This is a genomic window from Peribacillus sp. NPDC101481, from assembly GCF_044767165.1.
Lineage (GTDB): Bacteria > Bacillota > Bacilli > Bacillales > DSM-1321 > Peribacillus.
The window spans coordinates 1504034-1526191 of the sequence record NZ_JBIWNJ010000002.1 but is presented as its reverse complement, the minus strand read 5'-3'; the positions used below and the strand labels follow the sequence as shown (position 1 = coordinate 1526191).

The following is a 22158-nucleotide window of genomic DNA, read 5'->3' as shown; positions in this document are numbered from 1 at the left end:
TACCCCTTTCTAAGTAGTTATCATGTATCTATTCCGAATGTTGCAGCAGTAAACTTTCTCTTTTTTTAGAAATTTTTAGAATAATATGAATTTATTTTATAATTAATTTGACTTTAAGTATATTTCCTATTTCTAATGGTAACTTCAATTTTATTTATATAAAGGCTATGTTAAATTCTAATGTTGATATTTGACCATAAGAAAACCGCCTTGGTGAAAAGGCGGTTCATTGAGCTATCGTCCCCGTAGTTAAATAAATTAGTTGTGTCTGTTTTTATTGAGTGTCTTCGTCGCTTTTGTACTCCAAAAATCACCTGGCTGACAATCAAAATTCTTACATATCCGTTAATCATTCATTTTTTGACTTCATATCTGGGGCATTTTTTAATGGCTTTTGAAGGGCGTCCACAGTGGCTGCGATGATACTTGTTGCTAAAATACCCATTAGACATAATGATGTAGGACCCGCTGCATCATCACTACCTGTAACTTTTGCAAGCACCCTTAAGCTTACTATTCCTAACAAAATGAGGAAAATGACTGTAAAAGCACATTTCTTTATAATCTTCAAAGATTTAAGGGATAATTCAGAGAAAGCATTGTTCTTTTCGATGTAGGTTAATAGTTTATATGCTTGATACAACGCAACAGAAAACGCAATACAGAATCCGTATGCACATACTAAAAAGGGGATTAGGAAGTAAGCCGTATCTGGATGTACCCTTGCATCTTTAACGGCTATCTCAGGCAACCAGATACACAAAGCAAGCACTGCAATTCCAGCCAGAAAAATAATTACCTTTAAGAAAGTGGTTGAACCTCGTTTAACATTCATTTAAAACACCTCACTTATTTAATGACAACATGATTTTAGCATATTATTTATCGTATTACAGTAAATTTATATTGTTTTTATTTATATTATTATTGTTATTGAAATATCCTTTTAATTTTGACAAAAATAAAAAGCACTTCTCATTACAAAGAAATGCTCTTACTTTAAAATGTTAAATTTACAACTTGTTCAACAAAACTGCCCGTTTAGATTTATGTGGTCTTCTGGTGCGTTGAAGATTGCGTGTTTGTGAGGTCGTTAAAGGTTTGATGGCAGGCTTTACAGCGGTAACGCTGCTGTTTCACCTGTCCAGCACGTGTTTTGATAACGAATTTACCAAATCGCACAACAAAATGGCTGTCGCAATGTGGGCAGACAAGACCAGCTTTATGCTTTTGTTCCTGGATTTCATCAATTGCACGAATAGGAGCCGACATCGGTTTCGTTCGAGACTGCAAGAAATATACAAGTTCCTGTTTACCGCTTTCAGTTAATGCTTCGGCGAGCTTCTTTACTTATTTAACATGGCCTATATAAAAATAACAATCCCTTTGTTTGTCTAACCGAAGGCTGAAGAACCAAATACAAAATGCCCCTCCCGATAGGGAAGAGCTTTAATGAATACGCAATGCCGTATATTCAATTTGCTATGACTTTTGCAAGGCAGGGTGTCAGGGGCCACACCGTTTCCCACAAAACTGAAAACGCTGCCAAATTGTAATGGTAAACGAAGGTAGCTTTTCATTCCTTATCGAAGAAAATCAACAAATTTAGACACCCCTATTTTGTTGAATCGCTTGTTTTTCCTGACTAGCCATAAATTTCTTGCCATATCTATTCTGGAAATATCCACTTCCCGCAAAAAGCCTTGCTCCAATTCCCTGGCCACTGTCAACCTTGGCAAAATGCTGATTCCAAGTCCTGCTTCAACCGCACTTTTTATCGCTTGTGTACTGCCAATCTCCATGTAGCTTTCTATTTTTTCTAAAACCCCATGCTCCCTTAGCATGTTTTCTACGATAAGCCGTGTTCCGGAAATGGATTCACGCCAAATCATCCTTTCATTTCCCAATTCATCTAGCTGAATTTCTTTTCTGTCTTTCCATGGGTGGTCGGATGGACATACCAATATCAATTCGTCTTCGGCGAACTTGTCTACAATAAAATCGGTGTTTTCCACAAGTCCTTCCACCAAGGCCAAATCAATGACATCGTTTGAAAGATCCTCCAGAACCCGGGGGGTATTTTTTATCGTCAATGTCACTTTTATTTCTGGCTGCTGTTTTTTAAATCTCCCAAGCAAGCTCGGCAACAAATACTCGCCGATAGTCAAGGAAGCCCCTACTATTAGATTTGCATTGTACTTCCCCGTCGATTGCTGAATCACTTCTTTTGAATGGTTGAAGTCATTTACTATGGCTTTTGCAAAAGGGTATAACAGCTTTCCTGCTTCTGTAACTCTCAGCCTTCCTTCCTCACGGTCGAATAACAAAGTGTTATAATAATTTTCCAGTTGATGGATCTGCCGTGTTACAGCGGGCTGAGATAGGAAACTTAACCTCGCCGCCTGGCTTAAACTTCCTTCATCCACCACTAAACAAAACATTTTCAGATTTTCCAATTTCATGAAAACGACCTCCATGTTTTTAGATAGTTTATTAAAATGATAGCATCATTAGGTAAATGGTGAAATGAAAATAGTGTGATACATTCTGAGGCTATTCAATTATTGGCGGCATTCTTTATAAAACGGATAAATCTTCTGGGTATAACGTTTTGTTATACCCGATGATTTTGTTGCAATTTACCCATCCCTTTTTCTTTGATATGTTAATAATAAGATTTAACAATGCATTCAAAGGAAGTGACTGATGTCAATGAAAGGACAATGGAAAACTCTATTCCAATTATTTTGGACCTTTTTTAAAATAGCACCTGTCACATTCGGAGGCGGGTTTGCGATGATCCCTTTAATAGAAAAGGAAGTGGTCGAAAAGAGAAAATGGATGAAAAGCGAAGAAGTTACGGATGTTTTTGCGTTATCTCAGTCCGTACCGGGAGCTGTCGCCATTAACTCCGCCACCTTTATCGGCCATCGGATTGCCGGAATGAAGGGGGCAATGGCTGCCATGATCGGTGTTTCATTACCTACCTTTTTAATTGTTCTGCTCCTCGGCATTTTGTATTTTTTCATTCATGATAACCCGAAGATAGAATCCGCATTCATATCGATCAGAGCTTCCATAGTAGCCATCATCGCCTATGCGGCTATCAGGATAGGAAAAACGGCTGTTGTAGACAAAACAACTTTCTGCATTTTAATAGTAGGAATTCCAGTCCTTTTCTTTCTGCACCCTGTGATGGTTATATTAGCAGGAGCTTTAGCTGGTATTGTGACCATCTCCATTAAGAGAAAATTAGGTTACGATGTCAAGTTGGACAGAAAAGATATAGGAAATGAAGAAAATGATTTCGAACCTTTCATGGGTGCTGGCATATAGGTATATCAAAAAAGGATCTAACTAATTTTCAAGAAAGTGTGTGATGGAATGATGGAATTGTGGGAGTTGTTTAGCACCTTCTTTATTATCGGCTTTGTATCGTTTGGAGGCGGATACGCCATGATTCCCGTAATAGAATCGGAAGTCTCAAAGCATGGATGGATGACGACGCAGCAATTTACTGATATCATCGCGATTTCCGGTATGTCCCCAGGACCTGTCACTGCCAATAGTGCCATTCTTGTTGGCTATTCTACTGCTGGATTTGCAGGGGCCATATCATCTGCTTTCGGAATCTTGCTTCCTGCTATTATATTCGTAACCGTTATAGCCACCTTCTTCAGCAAATTGAATCATTACCCAGTTATTCAATCCATGTTCTATGGACTAAGACCCATTGTCACTAGTTTAATCCTCTTTGCAGCAATCAGCTTTGCACTTTCCAATAATATGATAGCGCTGAACTTTTCTTGGCATGCGATAAGCTTATTACTCGTTTTTGGATTATCGTTATTTGCCCTAATGAAATTACGCTGGCACCCAGCCTATGTAATTATCCTTTCCGGTTTAGTTGGTGTTGTCCTCTATTCATGACAGGTGTCGCACACACAACCATCATTAATTTGGACCGGAATTAATCAGAAAAATTGAAGAATGATTGATACTATATAAATGGGAGAAAACTTGATAATGTTTATGTATTTACCATACAAAAAACACCCTGTATCCAATGATTCAGGGTGTTCAGACTGTAGACAAACTCGATGAAATTTTAGGGGTTTGTACAATTTGAACGTTGATTTCCCCTCCAGGCACTCGCTTTCCGCGGGCGGTCCGGGAGCCTCCTCGGCGCCTTTGCGCCTGCGGGGTCTCCCCTGGACTCGCTTTTCCCGCAGGAGTATCGCAAACCCGCTCCAATCAACTTTGTTTTAACTTTTAGTTCTTTGATCCATCATTTCCCGGCTGAAACCGTGGAAAACCAATCAAGATGGCAATGACGCCACAAAATCCAATTAGTATTGGGTAATATGAATACTGCAAGATGCTTATCGGAGAAATCTTTGCTACCCCTGCTGCAACAAGCAGTTGTGCTCCATATGGTATCAACCCTTGGATACAACATGCAAATATGTCAAGCAAGCTCGCTGATTTACGCGGATCAATCCCATACTTTTCAGCGATATTTTTGGCAAGTGGCCCGGCAATGATAATCGAAATCGTGTTATTTGCCGTTGAAAGGTTTGTCAAACCAACAAGCCCTGCAATGCTGAATTCCGCCCCTTTTTTTGATTTGCTATTTCGGGTCACTAGGTGGAGTAGATAATCGATGCCACCATTATGTTTGATAACAGCTACCATACCTGCAATTAAAATGGCAAGGAAGGAGATTTCATACATTCCCGCCATTCCTTCTCCAACTTTTTGAATGACACCCAACGGTTTATAACTTCCATCAGCCAAGCCGATAATTCCGGCAAATACGATTCCGATGGAAAGGACCAGGAACACATTGACTCCTGCCAATGCAGTGATCAATACGCAAAGATATGGAAGAATCTTCACCCAATTATAAGAATGTTGGGAGATGTCAGCTTGTTCACCCATTGTTAAAATTCCAAGGATTGCACATGTGATGATGGCCGCAGGTAAAACGATGAAAAAATTCACTTTAAACTTATCCTTCATTTTCGTTCCCTGTGTTCGAACCGCAGCGATTGTCGTATCTGATATGAAGGAAAGGTTATCCCCAAACATCGCACCGCCAATAACGGCCGCCATTGAAAAGGCAAGCGAAATATCGGTTTGCTCACTAATTCCGACCCCAATAGGTGCTAGTGCAACAATCGTTCCCATGCTTGTCCCCATGGATAAAGAAATAAAACAAGCAATAATGAATATCCCTACCATTAATAGATTTTGCGGAAAAACAGCTAAGGCAAGATTCACTGTTGATTCAACTGCTCCCATGCCATTGGCAACTTCGGCGAAAGCGCCGGCTAAAAGGAAAATGATAACCATTAACATAATATTGGCGTCCCCGGCACCTTTACAGAAGATATCAACCTTATGATTTAATGTCTCTTTCCGATTCATTGCCAATGCAGCTGCCGAAGCAATTGAAATCGCTACAATCACCGGAAATGAATAAAAATCTTTGGTGATGATTCCGGACCCTATAAATAAAATTAAAAATACGACAAATGGGATCAATGCCCATGGATTCCCTTTATTGTTTGCACTCATGATGTACACCTCTTTTTATTTTTCCCGTGACAGGTGTCACAGCTCTTATTCTATTAACAGCTTTCGCAAATAACTCCAATTTGAACCTACCTGATTATCTAGTCTTGGAGATATAGCAAAAAAACTGGCATAAAAAAGACCCCTTCGATTTAACAACAAGAAGAGGTCTTTTAATTTATAAAAAACACCCTCCTTATCTTTCAGGCAAAAATCAGCCTGCTGGATTTGGCACAGCACTCCATTTAAGTCCGCTGCCGAGACATCTTCGGGCCAGTCCCTCCGTCTCTCTTGATAAGAAGATTACATTATATAATTTATCAAATATTACGATGCCTTCCAGAAAAGTACCACACTGGAAACTTGCTGAAACCATCTGAGTTTGTGAAAGTGACATCGAAAGTCGTTTTGAAAAGCAAATATAACAGTACAGCATTTTGTCTATTTTCGCAAGGGTTAATTTTAAAGTATTTTACATGCACTCCTTACTATTTATAAAGAAATCTTGACATGTGCGGTTAATCAGTTTTTTTCATTTATCGGGACGGAATTCATATAAAAAAGAGGTCTTATGACCTCTCAGCAAATTTGTTGTATTAGGTTAGATGAATTATTTTTGGTCGAATTCACATCAGTCGATACCTCAAAGGCTTCCATCTGTTCCGAATCGAATGACTTTAAATACTGCTGCAGATATGCAGGATCATTATTTGTTGGACTCAACCATTCTTTTTCATCTTCTGGTTTAAGGATGACAGGCATACGATCATGAATGCTGGTCATTAGCTCATTAGGAACGGTTGTTATAACGGAGCATGAATAGACGCTGATGCCTTCAGGAGATTTCCAGGATTCCCAGATACCCGCCATTCCAAATGGAGCATGATTCTTCAGTTTTATTCGCATCGGTATTTTTCTTTCCGGTGTCTTCTTCCATTCATAAAAAGAGTCAGCGATTATCAAGCATCTCTTCTTCTTATACGCATTCCTGAAGCTTGCTTTCTCAGCAATGGTTTCCGCTCTGGCATTGATCATTTTGTAGCCCACTTTTTCGTCTTTTGCCCAGAAAGGAATGAGTCCCCACCGAAGATATCCAAGTCGATTCCTTGCCCCGTCATTAATGACGGAGAGAACGGATTGGGAGGGAGCAATATTGTAGCTGAATTGGTATTCCCCATCAAACGATCCCTGAATATCAAACCGATCTTTTATTTCTTCAATGTCAGTGAAAAGGGTAAAACGTCCACACATACTATCGCCTACCGTATTAGAATTTATTACAGTGTAACAAATCGAACGGACAGGCACAAATCAGCGTTCTAAAATCCTGATGTCGGTAAATGGTTGATTAAATAATTCGCTGGAAATCAAAAGAGTTCCAAGGACTTCTCTTTCATCTTCAGCTTTAATGATTTCCGACAAGATCAAGGTACTGCCATTCCTGACCGTCACTTTATATTCATTCATAAAAAATCCCCCCTAGATGGTTGTTATTATAAACCAAAAACCCACAAGTATCAGTAGTGAACTTTGGCAGAGCCATGGTTAATCCTCTAACGAGGAGTCAAGCAATGGCCCCGACCATTAACGCGTGTAAAGGAGGCGTAAAAAAGACTGTCCATGAATGATTCACGGACAGCCTGGGTGCTGCCAAAGGACTTAGTTTCAACACTTATAATTGAGCATGGAGATAACATTGAGGAAAGCTGGAAGGACCAAATTGGAATTGCCCTCTTCCATATCCATTCATTATTTAAAATGCAGCAAAACTTCATTTATTAAATGTGCTGCCAATGTTACGGTTTTATTATTTTCGTCCAACGAAGGATTCACTTCCGAAATGTCAAAGGAGAGGATTTTTTCATTCGATACGATATGCCTAATAATCGCACGTACCAATTTCGGATTCAGTCCAAACGGCGATGGAGCACTCACCCCAGGTGCATATGCTGAATCAATGACGTCCGTACATAATGTAAGCATAATGTAGTCATTTTTATTAACGAATTCATTTATCCGCCGCTTTGTTTCATCCATTTCGTTCAATGACAAATCTTCTTCCAATATGTAGTCTACCTTACTCCTCTCAGCGGTTTCAAAAAGTGCCTTTGTATTCCCCTGCTTCTGAATTCCGACACATAAATATCCACAACTTTGGTCTTCGTCCAAAATCTGCTTAAACATCGTTCCTGATGAACTTTCTTTTTCATAGGGCCTCATATCAAAGTGCGCGTCAATATTAATGATCCCCAATCTAGCTTTTGGTCCAATGGATTTCCTAATCCCAAGATAATGGCCATACAGGGTTTCGTGCCCTCCCCCAAGTATGATAGGAATCGCTTTAGTCTCCAATATCCGGTCAACAGCCGATCCCAGTTCGAATTGGGCGGCCTCCATTTCCGTACTTTCACATATTACATCGCCAGCATCCACCAGCTCGGTTTGGGACGGTAAATGACAGGGTAATTTCGCCAAGTATTGCCTAATATGATCAGGACCCTCTGCAGCACCAATCCTGCCTTTATTCCTTCTGACGCCTTCATCACATTTGAAGCCAATCAACCCAAAGGTCTTTGATGCATTGGAAGAGATGGCTAATTCCGATATCGGAGCCAACCGTACTCTTTGGTGGTATCTGAAGCTGTCCATGTCAGATTGGGAATCAATTCTTCCATTCCAATATTTTGAAGTCGGATTAGTATACATAATTTCTCCTTTATTTAAAAAATTCCGAAATATCTTTTTTAAAAATTATAGATGAGATAATATATAATTACCAATACAAAAATTCAATATATCTATAGTTTAAAGCTATAGAAAGGAGCATAAATGGATCTTCGTCAACTTCGGTATTTCACTACCACCGTCCAGGAAAAGAATTTCTCAAAAGCGGCAAAAATGCTGCATATATCACAACCTTCCCTAAGTAATGCCATAATGAAATTAGAAAATGAAGTTAGTTTACAGCTTTTGGAACGTAATACAAGGGGTCTTGAGCTTACGGAAGCAGGGGGTCTTTTTTATACGAGATCTGTTGACCTGTTAAGAAGATTCGATAATTTGCAAGTGGAACTTAAGGAAATGAAGGATGTTGGAAGCGGAACAGTATCTATAGGTTCCATAGAATCATTCAAATTTTGGTTTCCGAAGATAATCAGGAATTTTAAAATCAATTATCCTAATATTCATATAAAAGTAAGGGAAATATTAGGGGAAGAGAAAGTTTTCGATTCGTTAAATCGGTATAATGTTCATTTCACCATCACGAACCAGCCCATCAATAACGATGAAATTCTGTCCACTCCCCTTTATAATGAAAAATTCATGCTTTTGATCCATAAAGATGACGAGTTAAATGAAAAAGAGTCCATCACTTTCCAAGACATTGCAAAGAAAGAATTGATCATCAGTACAACTGGATTTCAAACAAGAGATGATATCTTAAGAGCATTTAAGGGTGAAAATGCAATTCCAAATATCCTATACGAAATAGAAAGGCTTGAAACGGCTTGCAGTTTGGTGGAAGAAGGGCTTGGGGTTACAATTTTACCGGAAAGCTATATAAAATCCGCTGCAACACGCAATACTGCAATTCGTGCAATAGATTCGAATTCTTTGGAAAGGACTGTTTACCTGGCCTATTTGAAAGATCGATATCTGTCTCCTGCAGTATGTAAGTTAGTAGAGGAAATACATAGCTTTTTTAAGTGGGATGTTAGGAACGATGCCTAAATGCTGATTCTCTAATTTAATGGAAAAGACACCCTGGCTCATTGTGATTCACTATATAAAGAAAACACTTTAGACTTCCTGCCAATGAGCTAGGTTTCCCGCTCATATTTGCAGGAGGTTCATGTGTTTTCACTATCCATCCGTATTGTTTTTCCTCACTAATTAATAACGTCCTAACGCTCACACTTCCACGCCAAGTAAAATACTTGTTCAATAAAAATTCATTATAGCGATTTTTATGAAGTCCTTATTCCCTCTGCTTCACATCGCAAGTTATAAAAACACTGGATAATTTCCTTTTCATTTAGGATAGATTTTTCAAGACCCTGTAACTTACGCATCCCAACTCTTCTATCTATCAGAGAAAGAATCTTTATAATCATATCATCTGATTTTAAGGAAATTTCTATTGGTAAATTAAAATATTCTTCGACCGCATTTATTTGCTTAATTCAATTTTTGAATTTTTACTATCAATTCACTTAACGTCATTCTGAATCCCTCTAACAAACGTTATTCTCATTCGTTTGTTTCAATCACATATCAAAAGAGAAAGTGAACATAACCTAAATATAAAAAATATAATCCTCCGGCAAAACTCTTTTTAAGAACCTCTTCGTTCTTTCTTCTTTTGGATTCACAAAAATTTCTTTAGGCGATCCCTCTTCCACTATGACACCTGCATCCATAAAAATCACTCTGTTTGCAACATCCTTTGCAAAAGACATTTCATGCGTGACAACTAACATCGTAGTTCCTTCTTTGGCAATTTGCTTCATCACCGTCAGTACTTCACCGACCAATTCCGGGTCCAATGCCGAAGTTGGTTCGTCAAATAAAATTATGTCAGGGTTTAAAGCAACCGCTCTCGCAATGCCCACCCTTTGCTGCTGCCCGCCTGAGAGTTCACTAGGGTAAGCACCATATTTTTCCGACAAGCCTACTTTATCCAATGCTTTTTTACCAATCTCATATGCTTCTGCTTTCGCAATCTTCCTTCCAATAACCAGTCCTTCCGTCACATTTTCCAATGCCGTTTTATTAGTGAAAAGATTATAATTTTGAAAAACAAAGGCTATCTTCTGCCTTATTCCATGAATCACTTTTTTAGATGCCGTTTTAAGACTTACATCAATATCACCAAAAACGGCATGTCCTTGATCTGCTTTTTCAAGAAAGTTAATGCAGCGGAGTAAAGTTGTCTTACCTGAACCACTTGGACCCAGAATTACCACCACATCCCCCTTGTCTATATTTAAATCCACACCTTTTAAAATCTCATTCTCACCGAATGATTTATGAATATTTTTAATCTCTAGCATTTCGGCCACACCTCCTCATTTCAGATACTCACGGCTTTAAACCTGCTTACTCGTTTTTCATACCTTTTAAACAAGTATTCCACCAAACTACATAAAATTAGGTAAACAAGAAAGATATCAATATATGCTTCAACATAATTGTAGCCAACATTGGCAGCTACCTTGGCTTTTAAAGTGATTTCCTGCAATGACAAAGCATAACCTAATGATGTCGCTTTAATCAGATTGACTGTCGCTGTACATATATTCGGTAATGCCACTACCAATGTCTGTGGAATGATAATTCTTCTAAATGCTTGCACAGTTGTTAATCCGACAGCATATGAAGCTTCAAGTTGCCCCTTGCTCACTGTGCTAATTGCCGAACGAAACACCTCTGTGAGAATAGCTGTCGTATTCAACGAGAAAACAATGAATGCGTACCATATCGGATTTACATCGTATACATTCATTTCGACAGCATACTTTTCAAATATAGAAGTCAGCATTAATGGCACACTGCTATATATAATGAAAATTTGGATAATGACGGGCGTTCCTCTGACAAATGAAACATATATCTGTGCTAAGCGATTCAATACCGGGATTTGATTAATTCTTGATAAAGCAAGTAAAAACCCTAATGGCAAGGCAATAATCAAAGCAACAATTGTAATGAATAATGCGGTCGGCACCCCCGATAACGCTACAAAAAAGGTTTCCACTAAAAACCTATAATCCAGACCTTCTGACATTCTGTCACCCCTCTATGCAGTTGTTATCACTTGTTTTCCTTTACTGAATGCCTTTTCCAATTTTAAGAACAGTTGTTCAATGGCAATCGACAATGTCCAGTAAATAACCGCCAATGCAAGATAAATTTCTAATGCATGTGTGTTATAGTTCCCGGCGATTATAAGCTCTGCCTTCCCCATGATATCTATCAAGCCGATTGTATATGCTAAGGACCCTTCTTTCATTAATTCAAGTAAGCTGTTACCGAAGTTTGGTAATGCGACTACGAAAGCCTGGGGTAAAATAATTCTCCGGTAAGCTTGCGTATTGCTTAATCCAACGCTTACTGCCGCTTCAAATTGCCCTCTATCAATAGATTCAAGCGATGTTCTGATCACTTCTGACATTGCAGCCGCAAATTGAAGCGAAAAGGTTATGACTACAAATACTGCTTTATCAATATCATTAAGATTTATGCCAAATTTCCCTGCAATTGCAGGTATACCATAATAAGTCAAAAAAAGCAGAACTATAGAGGGCGTACATCTCAATACCGTTGTATATCCATAGGCAATTTTCCTGGCGATTTTACTATTTCCAAGTTTCATGACTGCTAAGATGAAACCTATGATTGTCCCGAACAAGACCGATAGACCCGTAACTATTAATGTTACTTTTAGAAAGGGAACTAACATTGGTACCGACTCTACTATGTAAGCTAAATCAAAGTATTTTTCCATGTTTCACCTCCATCTGCTTTCATTGAAGATTCGAATTTTCAAATCCAATCATTCTATTGAAGGCCAGTACCTAGAAACTTGCCATCTCTTAAAATACCAGAGTTATCCAAGAAAACCCATATTAAGAAAATGACAAGTCATAACCTATTGGTTGACATTTTAATTCTTGTTTTGCTAAGGGCTTCGTTATCTCTCTACAGTTCCCAAAACTTCGAATAAATCCCGGCCATAAAACTTTTCGCTTAACTCATTCGTCTTCTTTTCGTCTTTAATTTTTTTAATCGCTTCATCATAAGCATCTGCGAATTTTTGTTCTTTTTTGTTGAATAATGGCCAGGTTTTAATGACTGCAAATTCATTGTAAACTAGATCATCCACTAAATTATGATAGGGGCCATCGTCGGCCACTTGCTTCTTAAAAGCTCCCTCGATCGCTATTCCACCGTCGACACGGCCTTCATTTACCCATTGAATTACATCTACAGTGAAGGCATCTCCGGCTTTCAATTTCACCTTATTGTCCGGATTGGCCTGATTATACTCATCAACGATCGTGTATTGAGCGTTATTTGCTGCGATTGGTGCTAAGGAGAAGCCCTCTGAAGCAAAGTCCTTGAGATTTTTGATCTTTGAATTTTCTTTCTTTAAAACAAGGCCCGCACTGCTTAATCCAAGGAATTCTTTAGGAAAGATGAACTTCTCAGTCCTTTCCTCTGTCCAGAAAGCATTTTTAACCCCCACTTGATATTTACCTTGTTCAATGCCTACTAACAAGTCATCGCTTGATGTGCCAATATATTCGAATTCGTATGCCGGTAGTAATTCATCAACCAATTTCATAACTTCCACATCATATCCAGTTGGATTTCCCTTCTCATCCAGCCAAGACATAGGTTTTGACGCTTGGTCATATGCTACTTTTACCTTTCGGACACCTGAAGTGCTACCTGAATTTGCATCGGCTTCATTACTCGTTGATGTACCTGATCCGCACCCCGCTAATATGGTTACAAACGCTAAACCGATAGTTAAAACATGGCGAAATTTTTTATTTTTCATAGTGAATCCCCTTTCGTTTTACGATGTTTTTTTACTAGCATTTGTATTTCCTGAAATTCAAAGGAAATACATACATCACCTTCACCACTCAATACCAACTATTTAGGTAGGTTAAGTAAGTTATTTGGTTATAAACATAATAGATGGATACTTTTGTAAAGTCAATGTGTATATTTAAAATTTTCAAGCAACTGCACACACCTGTTTTATTAAAAGAGTTGTAGTTATATGAAAATACAAGAGTCTTTCCGGAGGCATCATTTATCTGCAAGCCCTTAATTTCCTTGACAACTAAACACACCTTAATTATCATTTAAACCAATAAGATTAATAGGAATTGAAATAAAAACAGAAGGTAATAGAAGGAGGGAACCGTGTGATTAACCTATTCATTAAGACGGAGAGTCAAAAAGCGTGGCTGAAAAAATTATATGAAGTAGAATCGAAATTCAAAAATAATTCTGCTCAAATTGATGAATTGGCCTTTTTTCCGAAAGAACATATACAAGATTTAATTCGTATGGGATATACAAGTTCAACTCTTCCCAAATCCTATGGTGGCGGAGGGTTAAAAGTTTATGACATGATTCTCCTTCAAGAAACATTGGCTAGTTTTGATTCAGCGACTGCGCTATCCATTGGTTGGAACCTTGGAGTGATAGGAGATCTTTTTGAACAGGAAAGTTGGACAAAAACGAACTTAGATTTTATTGCTGGGGAAGTTCTAAATGGCGCTTTAGTGAACCGTTCCGTTAGTGAAGCGCAAACTGGCAGTCCGACTCGCGGGGGACGCCCCGGAACGAAGGCAGTCAAAAAGGGAGATTATTGGGTTATTTCCGGACGTAAAACCTATACAACCATGTCCCCTGTTTTAACTTATTTCCTAGTTTCAGCATGGATCGAGGAAAGGCAAAAGGTTGGATTTTTTCTCCTGCATAAAGATTTGGATGGGCTCTACATAGATGAAACATGGGACGTAATTTCAATGAGGGGGACAGGAAGTCATGATTTGGTCCTTAAAGATGTTGAAGTGGATGATTCAAAACTTGTTGAGTTACCTGAAATGCCAAGTGGAAACAGATTCAATGCATGGATCCTTCATATTCCAGCCTGTTACCTTGGCATTGCGCAAGCTGCAAGGGATTACGCCATACACTTTGCCAATAACTATACTCCAAACAGTATAAATGCACCTATCAGCCAGCTGGCTAATGTCCAACAACTGTTAGGAGAAATTGATTTGGAATTAATGAAAGCCAGGCATTTCTTATATAGCGTTGCCGAGGCTTATGATGATGAATCACGAAGAATTCATTTCACAAATGAGCTGGGGGCTGCAAAACATATTGTTACAAACGCAGCCATTACAATTGTCGATAAAGCCATGCGAATAGTCGGTGCAAAAAGCCTTCAACGCAATAATCCTCTACAAAGGCACTATAGGGATGTAAGAGCTGGTTTACACAATCCTCCGATGGACGATGTAACGATAAAGAATTTAGCAAAATTGGCAATTGAACAGACAAAATCCAATTTAAGCGGCCATCCACTTTTGAAATGATCAGATTTGATAAAAGAAACGCTATGAACTATAAAAAACCCCTGAATTCTCTTTTCATAGAGAATCCAGGGGTTTTCCATTTTTTGAGTCATACAGAATTCGATTTTATTCTTGGAGCAGGCTGGGCTCCCTCAAGAAAAGAAATTAATTGGTGACACTACCATCATCGTCTGAATCTTCAATATCCGCCGGATCTTTTTCCAATAGTGCAACTTTGTCTTTTTCGTTCCATTTTGCTTTATATCCTAATGATTTTGCGACTTTTAGCACCGGTAAGTAGGATTTTTTATCTGGTTTAAATATTTCTAAATCCACTGTTTCAATTGCACCCAAACCTAGAAGCAATTTGTCTGATTGGATATATGGTTTTCCATCAATCAGTTTCATTTGTTTTGCTGTGTAAGGATAAACGGCTCCATTCACTTTTAAGGTAAACGGCCCCTTTTTTTCTTCTTTCATTTCTCTTGGCTGTTTCGATTTATAGGAAACCCCATCCACACCGAGAACAGTTCCTTCTCTTGTATTGTCGGCCCCCCCATACATTCTTCCCCTTTCATAATCATAAATAACAGCTTGCACATTTCCGATATGCTGCGGTTTTTCTTCATAAACATGCCCTTTTGCCATTAACTCTAACCTAGTATTTTGATCGATTCCCGGTTCCCATCTAACTGTAGGATAGCCAGCAGAGTAAACACGCGGCGTAAGTATCGCATCTTGAATTGTCATTTGATGATCGATCACATTCATGATAGTTTCAGATACCGATGCTATAATCGTTGCTCCACCTGGTGACCCAATGGCCATGAAAGGGTTGCCATCTTTTAATATGAAGGTCGGTGACATACTGCTTCTTGGTCTTTTTCCTGGTTCCACCTGGTTAACGCCACCCGGTGTGGCATCAAAATCCGTCATTTCATTATTAAGCATGAATCCATAATCAGGTACCATGATACCTGAACCGAATACTTGCTCGATCGTAGTCGTATAAGAAACCATATTTCCCCACTTATCCATTACAGAAAAGTGAGTCGTTTGTCCGATCGGTGTTTTCTCTTCTTTTACCTTCTCCATTGAAACCGGTTCTTGGCCTTCGTACTTCCATGGATCGCCTTCTTTGACATCGGCTGTTGATTTATTTGGATTGATGAGTTTTCTTCTTTCTTTTATATATTCTTCATCTAATAGTCCTTTAGTGGGTACATCATAAAAATCTTCATCTGCCATATAGGCAGCTCGATCGGCAAAAGCCAGATGCATGGCTTCGGTTAGATGATGAAGATACTCAGGAGAGTTCGCCCCCATCTTTTGCACATCGTATCCTTCCATAAGCTCAAGAATCTGTTGGACAGTCAAGCTGCCTGAACTTGGCGAAGCCGCCCCGACCACTTCAAATCCCCTATATTCCGATTTAATTGGCTCCCTCTCTTTCACCACATAGTTTTCCAAATCTTCAGTTGTCATCGTCCCTTCACGTTTTTGAACTTCTTTCGTGAGGGCTTCCCCGATTTCACCTTTATAAAAAACATTTGAACCTTGTTTTTTTATTAACTTAAGAGTCTTTGCCAGATTAGGCTGAACAAGGGTGTCCCCCTCTTCCAATGGTTTTCCGTTAGGCACAAATACTTTTGCAGCTTCTTCGTTATTTTCTAATTTTTTTACATTTTCATCGATATATTGCGCTGTTATCCAATTGACCTTAACGCCTTTTTCAGCTTGTTTAATGGCCGGGTCCATAACTTGTGATAATTTCAATGTTCCGTATTTTTCCAGGGCTGCTTCCATCCCCTTAAGGGTTCCAGGAACACCAACAGCTTTACCGCTTGTGTGCCGTTTACTGAAAGGTACGGGTTTTCCCTTTTCATCTAAAAATAGTTCTGGCGAAACATTTTGCGGTGCCATTTCGCGGCTATCGATCATCGTAATTTTATTTTCTTTCTTATTATAAATCATGATAAAACCACCGCCGCCGATTCCAGACATCATCGGTTCAACTACATTTAACGATAATTGAATGGCTGCTGCTGCATCGACTGCATTTCCACCTTGTTTTAATATCTTTATGCCCGCTTCAGCCGCTAAAGGGTGGGAAACTGATACGATTCCTTTTGTTGCTCCTTTTTTCATTGAAGTATCCACTCCAGGGACACTTGCAAAAGCTGGTGTGATCATGCAAAAGAAACTGAAAGTAACTAAAATAAAACTTTTTAAAAATTTCATGAATTAGTCTCCTTTCAAATTAAAACCATTTAGGGTCTTACCATAATGCAACTGAAAATACGAGCTGATGAACCTAGTAGGAATATGCTGGTTGTTCTCGATAGAAAAGCAGTCTGCACATTCCGATTGGGCGTTGTGTTCTCAATGATGTTTCACTTCAAAAAATCACCCCCCCGAATGGTTCAGCTCTATCATTTACTTTTAGGATCGATGTTCTTAGACTCAATTTTTCTCTATGCTTCGGTTATTTTCCAAGATTTTGGTGCTGTCGTGATTGTCACTTTTCCAAAGGTATTGTAAAGCCAGTAATACGATAAAAGCGGATACCCCAATGATGTCCGATATCGTTTCAGGATAGATTAATAGTAAACCAACTATTATAGCGAGGACTCTTTCTAACCAGTGCATCCCCCTCATCCAGTAACCTATAACACCCGCCCCAATTGCAATCATGCCTGACATTGCTGTAAGTACAACCCAGGCAACCTCCATCCAAGTTGTATCGATCATCAGCATTTGTGGGGAAAGAACAAAAATATATGGAATGATAAATGCAGCGATAGCAAGTTTTGATGACTCAATTCCCGTTTTTATCGGTTCACCGCCTGCCACCCCTGCCGCTGCAAATGCCGCTAAAGCAACTGGAGGAGTAATATCTGCTATAATGCCAAAATAGAAAACGAATAAATGTGCAGATAAATCAGGAACACCAAGCAAAATGATCGCAGGTGCTGCAATCGTCGATGTGATGACATAATTGGCGGTCGTAGGTGAACCCATTCCTAATATAAGTGCCGCTACCATAGTTAGCATCAGTGTTGGAATCAAATATCCACCAGACAAATCGATCAAACCATTAGCCAGCTTCAGCCCTAATCCGGTTTTCGTAACGATTCCTACAATAATACCTGCTGCTGCGGTTGCAGCTGCAACCGCAAGTGCCGTTCGGGCTCCATCCACCAATGCATAAATGATATCGATGAATTTCATGCGGACATCCTTGTTTATGAAACCTACAAGAACCGAGATAGCAATGGAATACAGGGCTGCATGTGTAACCGTGATATTCAGCATTAGCAATAAAATAATGGCAAGGATCGGTATTAGTAAATAAAATTTGCCGAACACTTCCTTTTTACTTGGCATCTCTTCTTTCGTTAACCCACGCAGGCCAAGTCGTTTCGCTTCAAAATGGGTCATGATCCAAATTCCTGAAAAGTAAAGGATAGCTGGAATCGCAGCCGCCTTTGCTATATCCCAATACGTTATCCCATTCCCAATGAACTCAACCATTAAGAATGCCGCTGCCCCCATTACCGGAGGCATCAATTGACCGCCTGTCGAAGCGGCTGCCTCCACTGCCCCAGCGAATTCCTTCTTATATCCAAGATTTTTCATCATCGGTATCGTGAATGCTCCCGAAGTGACAACATTAGCTACGGAACTTCCGCTAATCGTCCCTTGAAGAGCACTGGAAAAAATCGCAACCTTTGCAGGTCCCCCTATCCTTCTGCCGGCAATGGCGGTTGAAAGATCATTGAAGTATTGACCGACACCTGTTCGGACTAGAAAGGATCCAAACAGTAAAAACAGGAAGATGAATGTCGATGACACCGCTAACGGAGTGCCTAAAATGCCCTCTGTCGAGAAGAACATCGTTTGCACCATCCGTTCCAGAGTCAAACCGCGATGCGCGAGGAATCCTGGCATATATTGTCCAAAAATTCCATAGAAAATGAATATCAAAGCAATGACCATAATGGGAAGCCCCACTGCACGCCTGGTTGCCTCCAAAACCAGGAGAATGGCCATTAAACCAACGGCAAAATCCAATGCGCCCAAACGTCCTACATTCATGACGATATCTTCGAAAAATAAGGGCCAATATGCACCTACCCCGATACTAAGAATCGCTAATATGATATCGTACCAGGCAATTTGAAACTTTCCTTTTTCACGCTTCTTCCGGTTTGCGGGAAATAGTAAAAACACTAAGGAGAGTGCAAACCCTAAATGTATCGTCCGTTGGATTTGTGCTGTAAAAACACCAAAAATGGCAGTATATAATTGGAATAGCGAAAAAGCCAGGAGTCCAAAAAACGCAATGTGGCCCAAGACACCAGTTAATTTCCTAGTCCCGGCTTCCGGATCATATTTTTCCAACAACTCCTGCTGTTCCGCTTCGGTTAAATATTTGATTTTTTCATTATCAGCCACTAATCTTCACTCCCTTCAACTGTTCCCACAATGAAATTCTTTCCGATGAAATCCTGACCCATGTCCCTGGTTTAATGAAGTCTGCCAATGTGTATGTTTTTTCATCATATATTAAACGATGGTTAGCTTTAACTTGTCCTACCCGTAAATCGATATGGGTGAAATTGCGTTTCATATTTTTTATGAAATAGGTACCGTCTTTTTCTTCAAAGACTTCCTCCCCCTCCGCATTAGACGGCATACCGACTGCAAAATCATGATAAGAAAGTTCAATTTGTTGGATTTGCTTATCCGATAAACGATATGATTCCAAAACATCCGTGAGGTGGATGGAGTGTGTATACTCAATCTTGAATTCTTTTTCTTTTTTCAAAGGAAAGTATGCGATTAATTCCCCTTGGTCCTCAAAGGAAAAGGCAATTACATGCCTGTAAGGAAAAAAGAATAAAAAAGCGATGAGCAGAGGTATACCAAATGCCATGAATCTCTTGAATTTCATAGGTACCCCTTTCAAAACCAGATATCCCATTTAGAAAAAAACGAAGCCGATAGGCCACATAAAGCGAGCTACCGACCCAATGCATTACTTGGAAACACCTTTTTCTTTAAAGTATTTTGCTGCTCCAGGATGCACTTCCATTTCCCCTAATCCTTCTAGGGCAGTTTCTGCTGTAAGGAACTTGCCTTTTGCATGTGTGATTTGATCTGTGTTGTCATAAACAGCTTTAGTCATTTCATAAACTAAATCTTCATCAAGATCCTTTGTAACCACTAACATCGCTTTAACTGCAACTGTTTTTACCTCGGATTTGATTTTGTACGTACCACTTGGAATTGTATCTTCAGCATAGTATGGATACTTTTTAACCAATGCTTGAATTTTGTCCTCTGCAATAGGCAGGATCATGATATCATTTTGTACGGACAGCGCCTCAACTGCACCTGTTGGTGTTCCGGCAGTAATGAAAGCTGCGTCAATATTTCCTGCTTGAATTCCTTCGGCCGACTCATCGAAGGACAGGTTTTGTCCTTTAATATCTTTCTCAGACAAACCATGAATCTCCAGGATTTGCATGGCATTGATGTATGCACCGGAACCCGGAGCACCTACTGATACCTTTTTACCCTTTAAATCCTCGATTGATTTAATTCCGCTTTTTGCAGTCGTTACAATTTGAACAGTTTCAGGATATAGAGAGCTGATCGCCATTATATTATCAATGGGTTTCCCGTCGAACATTTCTGTTCCTTCAAGTGCATATGCGGCGATATCCGTTTGTGAAAAAGCGATTTCAGCCTCTCCAGCCCTTAACGTTTCCATGTTTTCGGCGGAGGCGCCAGATGTCTGAGGTGTTATGTTCGCTTTTGTTTTATCGGAAATGATTTTTCCAATTTGTCCTCCGAGCGGATAGTATGTACCTCCCGTACCACCAGTCAACAAACTCAAATTTTGGTTTCCGCTGCCCGAGACACCTGTTTTGCTGTCTCCGCAGGCACTGATAATACCGGATACCGTCAAAATCATGACCAATAAAAAGCACTTATGAAATTTTTTCATAAAACTCCCCCTCATGTGTTTTCATCATCTGCAAAAGATGATAATGTTATTATTCTACCGACTGCCTCACTTTCCCTTTTTTAACAAAATTAGACACATCATCCATAAGCACTAGTAATACATTAAATAGTTTTATAGAAATCAAATCACCAAGCTTAAATGTGTAAAAACACCTATTAAAAACAAGGAAAATCCGCTATCCAATAGTAATATTTTACCTTTTATTACCTATTCTTCCTTTCTTTAAGGATAATATTGACTCTTCCATTTTAGAAATATATTATTGTTATAAACTTATAAGCAGATGTTATAAAAGGATCTTCCTAGCCTTTAATCGTTATATCCAGCTTTTTTTGAGAGGGAATCGACTGTCCAACCTTTCTTTTCCAGCCATTTTAGCTTTGTATTTTAAAATCCAACTGAAGTGGGTGATTGTTTGAATTTCCTATCCCTCCGCTATTTCATAGAGGTTTCTAACCATCTTAGTTTCAGCGAGGCTTCCAAAACCCTGCATATATCCCAGCCCGGACTTAGCCAACAGATTTTATCCCTCGAAAAACAATTAGGCTTTAAACTATTGAATCGAACCACAAGAAAAATTACATTGACGGAAGAAGGAGAGTACATCTATAAAAAACTTGCTCCTTCCTTTGAAGATATTGAGAAAACAGTAAATTACATAGTTGAACATAAAGCTATCCCCAAGCCTAAATTGAAGATTGCTACCGTCCCCTCTGCAGCTAGTATATATATCCCGAAGTTACTGAAAAAGATAGTGGGGGAATACCCGGATACAGAATTTTACGTGCATGAAACGACATCCTCAAGGGCTGTAAAACTCGTAAACCAACAAAATTACCATATTGGTTTCATCAGAACGCCCATTCACAGTAATATCATCGCCAATGAAGGATTAAGCATGATTGAATTCATGAGGTTCCCTTTACAATTAGTCGTCTCCATTGATCATCCACTTGCCCAAAAGGATTCGATACATTTATACGAAGCAAAAGACGAACCTTTTATCCATTATGATGCCGTTCAAGCACACTCCCTTCAATTCCTTTTGGAAAAAGCTTGCCTGACTGCTGGATTTTCACCTAAAGAATTATGTAAAGGCTCTGAATTACTGACAATCGCCAATCTAATATCCAATAACCTCGGCGTAGCACTCATGCCGGAAGATATGGTAAGTTTGTTGGGAAAAAGCCAAGTTAAAGCCTTGAACATCGATAACTCGGAATTATCCAGTTCCATATCGGCAGTTTGGAAAAGCACGGATCCATCCATTCTGACCAAGCATATTTTGAAAACGTTAGAGAATGATGATGGTTTTAACGATATATGAGATTATTGGTTGGAAAAATGCTGCGAAACGACTCGTAAAAGGGGCAATTATAGTGAAATGAATTATACTATCGGTGAAAAAAAGCCCCATTTCTCTTTTATGAAACTGAG

20 protein-coding genes, 1 pseudogene and 1 riboswitch are annotated in these 22158 nt (G+C 39.2%); of the genes and pseudogenes, 5 read left to right on the top strand and 16 right to left on the bottom strand.

Features of this window, described 5'->3' with window-relative positions:
* Positions 1–349: 349 nt before the first annotated feature.
* The 3 genes and pseudogenes from ACIROD_RS17305 to ACIROD_RS17295 form a co-directional block, all read right to left on the bottom strand.
* On the bottom strand, positions 350–835 hold the full coding sequence (locus ACIROD_RS17305; RefSeq protein ID WP_402942390.1) for a DUF2975 domain-containing protein: 486 nt from the start codon (positions 833–835) through the stop codon (positions 350–352).
* Between the two features lie 214 nt (positions 836–1049).
* Positions 1050–1350: pseudogene (locus ACIROD_RS17300) on the bottom strand (transposase); the annotation flags it as partial.
* A gap of 233 nt (positions 1351–1583) precedes the next feature.
* Complete coding sequence (locus ACIROD_RS17295) at positions 1584–2462, bottom strand: LysR family transcriptional regulator (RefSeq protein WP_101221860.1); 879 nt, start codon at positions 2460–2462, stop codon at positions 1584–1586.
* A 244-nt stretch (positions 2463–2706) separates the two neighbouring features.
* Here ACIROD_RS17295 and ACIROD_RS17290 point away from each other — a divergent pair, with 244 nt between their 5' ends.
* Together ACIROD_RS17290 and ACIROD_RS17285 are read left to right on the top strand one after the other, a co-directional pair.
* The gene (locus ACIROD_RS17290; protein ID WP_402942387.1) at positions 2707–3336 is read left to right on the top strand and encodes a chromate transporter; all 630 of its coding nucleotides are present in this window, start codon (positions 2707–2709) and stop codon (positions 3334–3336) included.
* A gap of 48 nt (positions 3337–3384) precedes the next feature.
* Positions 3385–3930, top strand: coding sequence for a chromate transporter (locus ACIROD_RS17285; protein ID WP_402942384.1), 546 nt, complete (start codon positions 3385–3387; stop codon positions 3928–3930).
* Positions 3931–4272: 342 nt separating this feature from the next.
* Here the strand turns inward: ACIROD_RS17285 and ACIROD_RS17280 are convergent, their stop codons facing one another.
* From ACIROD_RS17280 to hutG, 4 genes are all read right to left on the bottom strand, one after another.
* Positions 4273–5580 carry a Na+/H+ antiporter NhaC family protein gene (locus tag ACIROD_RS17280; protein WP_402942381.1) on the bottom strand — a complete coding sequence of 436 codons (1308 nt, stop codon included), beginning with the start codon at positions 5578–5580 and terminating at the stop codon, positions 4273–4275.
* Positions 5581–5770: 190 nt separating this feature from the next.
* A riboswitch (SAM riboswitch) is annotated at positions 5771–5878 on the bottom strand.
* Between the two features lie 278 nt (positions 5879–6156).
* A complete protein-coding gene (locus ACIROD_RS17275) occupies positions 6157–6828 on the bottom strand; it encodes an SOS response-associated peptidase (RefSeq protein WP_402942378.1) in 672 nt (223 codons plus the stop codon).
* A 60-nt stretch (positions 6829–6888) separates the two neighbouring features.
* The gene (locus ACIROD_RS17270) at positions 6889–7044 is read right to left on the bottom strand and encodes a hypothetical protein (protein WP_153246094.1); all 156 of its coding nucleotides are present in this window, start codon (positions 7042–7044) and stop codon (positions 6889–6891) included.
* Between the two features lie 282 nt (positions 7045–7326).
* Complete coding sequence (gene hutG / locus ACIROD_RS17265) at positions 7327–8283, bottom strand: formimidoylglutamase (protein ID WP_101221857.1); 957 nt, start codon at positions 8281–8283, stop codon at positions 7327–7329.
* A 123-nt stretch (positions 8284–8406) separates the two neighbouring features.
* Between hutG and ACIROD_RS17260 the strand changes: the two genes are divergently transcribed.
* The gene (locus ACIROD_RS17260; protein ID WP_402942375.1) at positions 8407–9309 is read left to right on the top strand and encodes a LysR family transcriptional regulator; all 903 of its coding nucleotides are present in this window, start codon (positions 8407–8409) and stop codon (positions 9307–9309) included.
* 236 nt (positions 9310–9545) lie between these two features.
* On the opposite strand, the gene ACIROD_RS26220 is transcribed toward ACIROD_RS17260, so the two are convergent.
* The 5 genes from ACIROD_RS26220 to ACIROD_RS17240 all read right to left on the bottom strand — a co-directional run bounded on the left by ACIROD_RS26220 (position 9546) and on the right by ACIROD_RS17240 (position 13144).
* Positions 9546–9752, bottom strand: a complete 207-nt coding sequence (locus tag ACIROD_RS26220) for an SF0329 family protein (protein ID WP_483878378.1) — start codon at positions 9750–9752, stop codon at positions 9546–9548.
* A gap of 123 nt (positions 9753–9875) precedes the next feature.
* A complete protein-coding gene (locus ACIROD_RS17255; RefSeq protein WP_101221855.1) occupies positions 9876–10631 on the bottom strand; it encodes an amino acid ABC transporter ATP-binding protein in 756 nt (251 codons plus the stop codon).
* Positions 10632–10651: 20 nt separating this feature from the next.
* Positions 10652–11365 carry an amino acid ABC transporter permease gene (locus ACIROD_RS17250; RefSeq protein ID WP_241588817.1) on the bottom strand — a complete coding sequence of 238 codons (714 nt, stop codon included), beginning with the start codon at positions 11363–11365 and terminating at the stop codon, positions 10652–10654.
* 12 nt (positions 11366–11377) lie between these two features.
* Positions 11378–12085: an amino acid ABC transporter permease gene (locus ACIROD_RS17245; RefSeq protein WP_137018429.1), complete on the bottom strand. Its 708-nt coding sequence runs from the start codon at positions 12083–12085 to the stop codon at positions 11378–11380.
* A gap of 186 nt (positions 12086–12271) precedes the next feature.
* On the bottom strand, positions 12272–13144 hold the full coding sequence (locus ACIROD_RS17240) for a transporter substrate-binding domain-containing protein (protein ID WP_101221853.1): 873 nt from the start codon (positions 13142–13144) through the stop codon (positions 12272–12274).
* A 376-nt stretch (positions 13145–13520) separates the two neighbouring features.
* Between ACIROD_RS17240 and ACIROD_RS17235 the strand changes: the two genes are divergently transcribed.
* Positions 13521–14705 (top strand): acyl-CoA dehydrogenase family protein, encoded by a 1185-nt coding sequence (locus tag ACIROD_RS17235; RefSeq protein ID WP_402942369.1) that lies wholly within the window; start codon positions 13521–13523, stop codon positions 14703–14705.
* A gap of 144 nt (positions 14706–14849) precedes the next feature.
* On the opposite strand, the gene ggt is transcribed toward ACIROD_RS17235, so the two are convergent.
* From ggt to ACIROD_RS17215, 4 genes are all read right to left on the bottom strand, one after another.
* Positions 14850–16925 (bottom strand): gamma-glutamyltransferase, encoded by a 2076-nt coding sequence (gene ggt / locus ACIROD_RS17230; protein WP_402942366.1) that lies wholly within the window; start codon positions 16923–16925, stop codon positions 14850–14852.
* A 222-nt stretch (positions 16926–17147) separates the two neighbouring features.
* On the bottom strand, positions 17148–19142 hold the full coding sequence (locus ACIROD_RS17225; protein ID WP_402942363.1) for a TRAP transporter permease: 1995 nt from the start codon (positions 19140–19142) through the stop codon (positions 17148–17150).
* Complete coding sequence (locus ACIROD_RS17220) at positions 19135–19641, bottom strand: DUF1850 domain-containing protein (RefSeq protein ID WP_101221849.1); 507 nt, start codon at positions 19639–19641, stop codon at positions 19135–19137. Before ACIROD_RS17220 ends, ACIROD_RS17225 begins: the two co-directional genes overlap by 8 nt.
* An 84-nt stretch (positions 19642–19725) precedes the next feature.
* Entirely contained in the window at positions 19726–20700 is a 975-nt protein-coding gene (locus ACIROD_RS17215; protein WP_230176425.1) for a TAXI family TRAP transporter solute-binding subunit, read from the bottom strand.
* Positions 20701–21136: 436 nt separating this feature from the next.
* Here ACIROD_RS17215 and ACIROD_RS17210 point away from each other — a divergent pair, with 436 nt between their 5' ends.
* Positions 21137–22048 (top strand): LysR family transcriptional regulator, encoded by a 912-nt coding sequence (locus ACIROD_RS17210; protein ID WP_230176426.1) that lies wholly within the window; start codon positions 21137–21139, stop codon positions 22046–22048.
* Positions 22049–22158: the final 110 nt, after the last annotated feature.

Coding starts and splice junctions, on each gene's coding strand:
- ACIROD_RS17305 (WP_402942390.1), bottom strand. CDS start 835: ATGAATGTTAAACGAGGTTCAACCACTTTCTTAAAGGTAATTATTTTT.
- ACIROD_RS17295 (WP_101221860.1), bottom strand. CDS start 2,462: ATGAAATTGGAAAATCTGAAAATGTTTTGTTTAGTGGTGGATGAAGGA.
- ACIROD_RS17290 (WP_402942387.1), top strand. CDS start 2,707: ATGTCAATGAAAGGACAATGGAAAACTCTATTCCAATTATTTTGGACC.
- ACIROD_RS17285 (WP_402942384.1), top strand. CDS start 3,385: ATGATGGAATTGTGGGAGTTGTTTAGCACCTTCTTTATTATCGGCTTT.
- ACIROD_RS17280 (WP_402942381.1), bottom strand. CDS start 5,580: ATGAGTGCAAACAATAAAGGGAATCCATGGGCATTGATCCCATTTGTC.
- ACIROD_RS17275 (WP_402942378.1), bottom strand. CDS start 6,828: ATGTGTGGACGTTTTACCCTTTTCACTGACATTGAAGAAATAAAAGAT.
- ACIROD_RS17270 (WP_153246094.1), bottom strand. CDS start 7,044: ATGAATGAATATAAAGTGACGGTCAGGAATGGCAGTACCTTGATCTTG.
- hutG (WP_101221857.1), bottom strand. CDS start 8,283: ATGTATACTAATCCGACTTCAAAATATTGGAATGGAAGAATTGATTCC.
- ACIROD_RS17260 (WP_402942375.1), top strand. CDS start 8,407: ATGGATCTTCGTCAACTTCGGTATTTCACTACCACCGTCCAGGAAAAG.
- ACIROD_RS17255 (WP_101221855.1), bottom strand. CDS start 10,631: ATGCTAGAGATTAAAAATATTCATAAATCATTCGGTGAGAATGAGATT.
- ACIROD_RS17250 (WP_241588817.1), bottom strand. CDS start 11,365: ATGTCAGAAGGTCTGGATTATAGGTTTTTAGTGGAAACCTTTTTTGTA.
- ACIROD_RS17245 (WP_137018429.1), bottom strand. CDS start 12,085: ATGGAAAAATACTTTGATTTAGCTTACATAGTAGAGTCGGTACCAATG.
- ACIROD_RS17240 (WP_101221853.1), bottom strand. CDS start 13,144: ATGAAAAATAAAAAATTTCGCCATGTTTTAACTATCGGTTTAGCGTTT.
- ggt (WP_402942366.1), bottom strand. CDS start 16,925: ATGAAATTTTTAAAAAGTTTTATTTTAGTTACTTTCAGTTTCTTTTGC.
- ACIROD_RS17220 (WP_101221849.1), bottom strand. CDS start 19,641: ATGAAATTCAAGAGATTCATGGCATTTGGTATACCTCTGCTCATCGCT.
- ACIROD_RS17215 (WP_230176425.1), bottom strand. CDS start 20,700: ATGAAAAAATTTCATAAGTGCTTTTTATTGGTCATGATTTTGACGGTA.